Source organism: Streptococcus mitis (assembly GCF_905187495.1).
GTDB classification, from domain to species: Bacteria; Bacillota; Bacilli; order Lactobacillales; family Streptococcaceae; genus Streptococcus; species Streptococcus mitis_CU.
Window position 1 is genome coordinate 1 of record NZ_CAJJIB010000154.1, and the last position, 6,381, is coordinate 6,381.

The 6,381-nt window shown below is 39.0% G+C and carries 2 protein-coding genes; both read right to left on the reverse strand.

The genetic code is table 11. The annotated features are described in order from the left end of the window. Positions 1–4,831, reverse strand: a 4,831-nt coding sequence (locus JQ843_RS09510) for a GEVED domain-containing protein (RefSeq protein ID WP_203213502.1), incomplete at its 3' end; no start/stop codon positions are given. A gap of 425 nt (positions 4,832–5,256) precedes the next feature. Further along, positions 5,257–6,381 (reverse strand): LPXTG cell wall anchor domain-containing protein (locus JQ843_RS09515; RefSeq protein ID WP_203213503.1); only part of this gene is annotated, 1,125 nt, incomplete at its 5' end.

The following is a 6,381-nucleotide window of genomic DNA, read 5'->3' on the forward strand; positions in this document are numbered from 1 at the left end:
CCTGGAATAACTTTTTCTTTTGAACCATCTCGAATGTCGGCTGGAGTATCATCATCCATTGGTACTTATCAGCCCCTGGTGTGAAGGTTGGTTTGCCAGTTTGTTCTTTACCTTGGATGTCTGTTGTTTCAGCTGGGTCTGCTGTTGGAACTACTGGTGTTACTGTTGGGGTATATGTAGCTGTTGTTGGTGTTCCATTCGCATCTTTCGCTTGAACTGTCGCTGGTACTGGAGTACCTACAAAGTCTTTGTTTGGTGTGAATGTTACTTTACCTGTTGTTGGTTCGATAGTGTATGTACCAACTGTGTTTCCTTTAGCATCTTTTGCCGGAATTGTTGTTTCATCAGTTGGGTTTCCAGTAGCTGGATCAATCAATTTCGCTGGTTGCTCATTATCAATCTTCATAGGAACTTTATCGTTACCTTGAGTGAATGTTGGAGTTCCTTCTTGAGTTTGTCCTTGTGCACCTTCAGATGTTGTTGGTGTTCCTGTTGGTTCTACCGGAGTGATGTTTGGAGTATAAGTTGTCGTTACTGGAGTTCCATTTGTATCTTTAGCTTGGATAGTAACTGGTTCAACTTCTCCTGCATATGTTTTATCAGTTGGTGTAAATACTGCAGTTGCTTTACCGTCTACAACTTTAAGTGTGTAAGTACCGATAACGTCTCCCGCTGGGTTTTTAGCTGGTACTGATGTAGCTGGTTGTCCATTTTCATCTAATAATGTAAATGAATCAGTTTTAAGTGGTACTTCTTTTTCAACACCGTTAACAGTTGCTTTGCCAGGTTTGAATGTTACTTCTTTAGATTGTTCAACACCTTGTACATCTGTTGTTTCAGCTGGGTCTGCTGTTGGCGTTACGCCTACGATTGTTGGTGTGTAAGTAGTTTGTACTTTTGTTCCATTTTCATCTTCAGCTTGAACTTTAGCTGGTTGAACTTTACCAACATAAGTCTTATCAGTTGGCGTGAAGGTTACTTTGTTAGTAGCTGGGTCAATTGTGTATTCTCCAACCTTGTTACCTTTTTCATCCAATGCATCAACTGGACCAGTTGCTTCTGAGCCATCTGCATTCAACAATTTAGCTGAGTTTGCTTTGATTGGAACTGATTTCTTCTCACCACCAATTGTTGTTTCGCCTGGTGCAAATGAAACTGTTCCTTCTTGCGTTTCACCTTGAACTCCTGTTGATTCATCTGGAGTTGCTGTTGGGGTTACGCCTACGATGTTTGGAGTGTAAGTAGTTGAAACTTTTGTTCCGTTCTTATCTTCTGCTTGAACCTTAGCTGGTACAACTTTACCAGTGTAAGTTTTGTCAGTTGGTGTGAATGTTACTTCACCTGTTGCTGGGTTTACAGTGTATTCCCCAACTTTATTTCCTTTTTCATCTAAAGCATCAACTGGGCCAGTTGCTTCTGTTCCATCTGCATTGAGAAGTTTAACAGAGTTTTCTTTAATAGGAACTTCTGTATTTCCTGCTGTGAATGTAGGTATTCCTTTTTGTGTTTCACCTTGAATACCAGTTGAAGTAGCTGGATCTGCTGTTGGTGTTACAGCTGTTACTGTTGGTGTATAAGTGGTAGTAGCTGTAGCTGTTACAGGATTGCCGTCTTTATCTTGACCTACTTGTGCTGTTAGGGATACACCTACTCCAGTTGCAGTTCCTGTAAATGTTGGAAGTGGTTGGAATGTTACTTCTCCTGTTGTTGGATTGATTGTGTAAGTTCCTTGTCCTTCTACGGTTACAGATGTTGCATCAGTTACTTTTCCTGTTGCTGGATCTATTAATTTAGCTGGGGAAGTAGCACTTGGAGTTACTGGTGTTGGATTCTCTGTATCTGCACCTGCTGTAAATGTTGGTGTTTTCTTCTGTGCTTTACCTTGAACATCAGTTGATGTTTCTGGGTCTGCTGTGATTTCTTTTGGAGTAACTGTTGGAATATAAACAGCATCCATCGTTTTTGTAGTCGTTGAATGTGTACCATCATTGATGTTTTCAAGACTGTTTTGAGCTGTTAATGCAGTCCATCCAGTAGATTCACTATTTGAGTCCACTGCTCGTAGTGCAATACCATCAGCTTTACCTACGAAGTTAGCTTCTGGAGTGAAGGTTACTTTATCTTCTGTTACTGTGTATGTACCTTGACCTGGAACTTTAAGGGTATCAACTAGGTTATCACCATCAACAATTTTAACGCCACCTTGAGCTTTCTTAGTAGTTTCAGCACTGATTACATTACTTTGTTCAGTATACTGAATTTTACCGTATGAGTTGAATGTAGTTTTACCGTTGTTAGAACCTAGGTCAGATGCATCGTCTCCTACTGCATGAGTTCTGAATTCGATACCTACAGATTGAGTTTCACCTTGTTTACCAGTAGTTTCTTCTTTATCTCCACGAGGTGGATGAATTACTTGGATTTGGTTATCTTCTACTTCCCCTGAGTAAGCAATACCGATTGGTTTTTCTACTTGAGATTCTTCTGTAGCGATACGTACACGGAAGTTTACAACATCTTTACTAGTATCAACTACTTGAGTATTTTTAAATGTTAATTCTACTGTTTGATCATTTCCATTTACTTCTGCAATATTAGATTCTTCACCTTTATCGAATTTACCATTACCATTGAAGTCAATAAATCCACGAACGTAAGCTGGTTCTACAGTACCGTCATATTTCTCATTTCCGTTAGCTGAAGCAAGAACTTTAACTTTATAAGTATTCTCTGGACCTCTAACTAATTGTACTTCTGGACGACCTGTATCTTTGTTAATATGAACATTTTCTGGAGCAATAAGTTGATCTACACCTTCATCTCCAGTGTCTTTCGTATCATCTGAGTCAACACCAATTACACGAGTACCTGGAGCTGAGTCGATATCAGCTTTTACTTTACCTAAATATGGTTGTTGAATTTGACGAACAACTTTTGTTGTCCAGTCTGTAGTTTGTGTTTTTAAGTAGTGCTCAGCAATACCATATGATTCTGGAAGATCTCCGAAGTCAGAGAATTTAATACCGATCATTGAAGATTGAGCACCAGAAGTCATGATGTAGAACCCTAATTGTGATACGTTAGCTGATGATACGATTGGTGTAGCATTTGCCCCTTGGTTAATGTATGGACCGAATACTTGTGATCCCAACCCACCAGTTGCGCTATCTGGAGTTGCGAATTGTTTAGCTTTGATTGCTTTAATAACGTCTGCTGAAAGCCAATTTTCAACACCACCCATGCTTGCAAATCCATTGAAGTTAGGGTTTGGTGCATATGGCGTGTCTTTTCCTGCTTTACCTACGATTCCAGCTAATTCCCATGGTGTACCGTTAGTAGTATAGATCTCAACCTCATTACGTACTTGTTCCTCACCAGATGTCATTACAACCCCTGGTTGTACTTTTTTACCGTTGTATTCAGCTTCTAAGTCAAATAACACACCGGCAACTGTTCCGTTTTTCGGTTTTCCTTGGTCATTTGTTCCAGAAAGTGTTGTTGCGGCTGTTTTACCAGTATCAATACCAGTAGATTGAACCTGAGTCCATTTATTTTGAGGGGCAGCACCAATACCACTTCCACCATTAGCTGGGTTAAAAGCATTGTTTGCATTTTCTTCATAAGAACCTGCATAGTCTGTTCCAGCTACACGATTTTTATGAATTTCTGTTGAATGGAACGGTTTAAGAGCTTTTACTGTTAATTTAACTTTATAACCTGGAATTAGTTCTTTTTCATATTGTGATCCAACTTGAAGTTGTCCGTTATCTTTTAAACCTTTCCAAGCTGTTGTATCTCCTAAGTCAATCCATTGGATTTGGTCATTTAGTTTCGCGATTTCTTTAAGTTTTGTTTTTACTTTAACATCTGCTAGTGACTCATAGTCACGATCTGCTAACCATTTTTTACCTGCTTCTTCAGATGAATCTTTAAGAGGAGTTGTTTGAGCATCTGCCAAGTTTACTGCGAACTTACCATCACGGTTAATTCCTGCATTTTTCAACTCGTTGTAGACTGCAAGGATTGATTCATTGAGGCGTTCCAATTGTGCATCTACTTGCTCTTTTGTGACACTCTTATCAGCAAGAAGAGCCTTAGTTTCAGTAAGAACTGCTTGGTTTTTAGCGACCGCTGCTGCAACCGCCGCCTTGTTTTCTTCTTTGACATCTGCCTTAGCAAGCTCAGTTTCAGCCAATTTATTGGTTACTTCTGCTTCTGATGATACTTGTGTAAGAGTTGATGTTGCTACTGAAAGAGCTTTTTCAACTGGAGTTGCAGTTTTTTCTGCTTCAGCTTTTGCAGCTTCTTTTTCAGCTGCTTGTTTCTTATCGAAACCAGCAGTATTTGATTCAGTTACAACTGTGCTCAAAGCTGATACAGTTTCAGCTTGGGCATCTACATCGGCTTGACTAGCATCTGCTTTTGCAAGAGTTGCTTTAGCTGTTGCCAACACTTCCTTAGCTGAACTTACTACTGTAGCATCTGCGTATTTAGCAGTTGAAAGTTTAGACTCCAAAGTAGCAATACTTGCTTCAAGGATAGCCTTATTTACTTTTTTAGCTTCCTCTGCTTTAACTTCAGATTTCGCTTCTTCTGCTTTTGTTGTCTCAGGTTTCACATCTGCAGTATTTTGATCAGCTTTTTCATCTGTAGCTGTTGCTGTTGCTGCTACTGATGCTTCTGCACCTTGTACTTCCGTCGCTGATACCGCGCCATTACCTAGGAACATCAAACCAGCCGCAATTGCTACTGAAGCTGCACCAAAGCTATACTTACGAATACCGTAACGAATGTACTTCTCCGTTCTAAAATCCTGTTGTTTATTTTTCATTTAGAATGAAATCCTCCTTATTTTTTTGTCGCTTCCAATTTAATTGATACTAAAACTTCTTACGAAAAATAAATTCATTAACATAAGAAATTATATATATCAAAAAAATGTTTTTAGCATACAGATTAATAATACCATATTCATCTTCTCAAATCAAATAAATCAACAATTTATTTTCAATATATTAAATATATTATTGTTTTTGTGCATATTTGAATTACTATTCACTTTGAAATCTTTTATACATTTAAATAATCTTATTAAATCCAAAACCAAATGAGTCATTTCGGTTCTAAGAGATTGCATCCGTTAATCAGCCAGTTTACCACCTCTAATTATAACAGCAAAAAAGCTGATGAATCATTCGATTCATCAGCTTTAGGAATGATATGTTTATAGCAAACAAATCATATCAATTAGAAACCTTAATCTTCTTTCTTCTTGCGAGCTACAAGACCAAATCCGCTCAAGACTCCAAGAAGTCCAAGTGCTGCAAGGCGAGCATTGTCTTCTGTACCAGTATTTGGCAATTCGCGCTTAGCTTCAGCTTCTTTCACTGCCGTTGCTTGTACTGGTTGTGCTGGAGTAGTAGCCGGTACTTGAGGTTTAGCTGGCTGTTCAGGCATTGCTGGGGTTACTGGCTCTACCGGTTGTACTGGTTGAGTTGGGTCAACTGGAGTTGGTGTTTGAACTTTTCTGAAGATATGTCTGATATTTCCATTTGGATCTGTCACTGTCTTCACATATTCGTAACCTGGAATTGTTCCTGGTTCTTTAGAACCTGGCTCAGTTGGTTTCAATGGATTTCCATTCTCATCAGTCCAAGTAGTTGTATTTTGCTTACCTGGCTCTGTTTGAGGAATAAGTGGTGTTGAAACTTTTTCATAAACGTGTTCAATATCGCCATTTGGAAGTTTCTTAGTTTCAACGAAGCGGTAACCTGGGATATCTTTCTTAGGAGTTGTACCTTCTTCAGTAGTCGTTCCTGGAATTACATTACCATCTTTATCTTTATGAGTTGTTGTAACTTTTTCATAGATGTGTTTTGTATTTCCTTTTTCGTCAACTTCAGTTTTAACCACTTTGTATCCTGGAATTACTTCTGAAGGTTTTTTACCATCTTTAGTCGGAATTAACTCAGTCTCTTTACCATCTTTACCTACAACAACAAATTTAGTATCAGGACGAACTGTTGGAGTGTAAGTAGCTGTTACTGGTGTACCATTCTTATCTACACGTTTAACGGTTACGCCTGTTGCTTTACCTACGAAGTCAGGTTCTGGGGTGAAGGTTACTTTACCGTTTTCATCGATTGTGTATGTTCCTTCTCCTGGTACTTTCTTCTCAGTTGTGCCATCGTCAAATGTTGGTTTAACAGTTTCATCGATTGGTACATTAGGGTTTCCTGGTTTGAATTCAGGTGTTCCTGTTTGTGGTTGCCCTTTAGGCCCTTCAGATTCTGCAGGTGTTCCTTCTGGAGTTACTGGAGTTACTGTTGGGGTGTATTTTGCCGTTACCGGGGTACCGTTCTTATCTACACGTTTAACTGT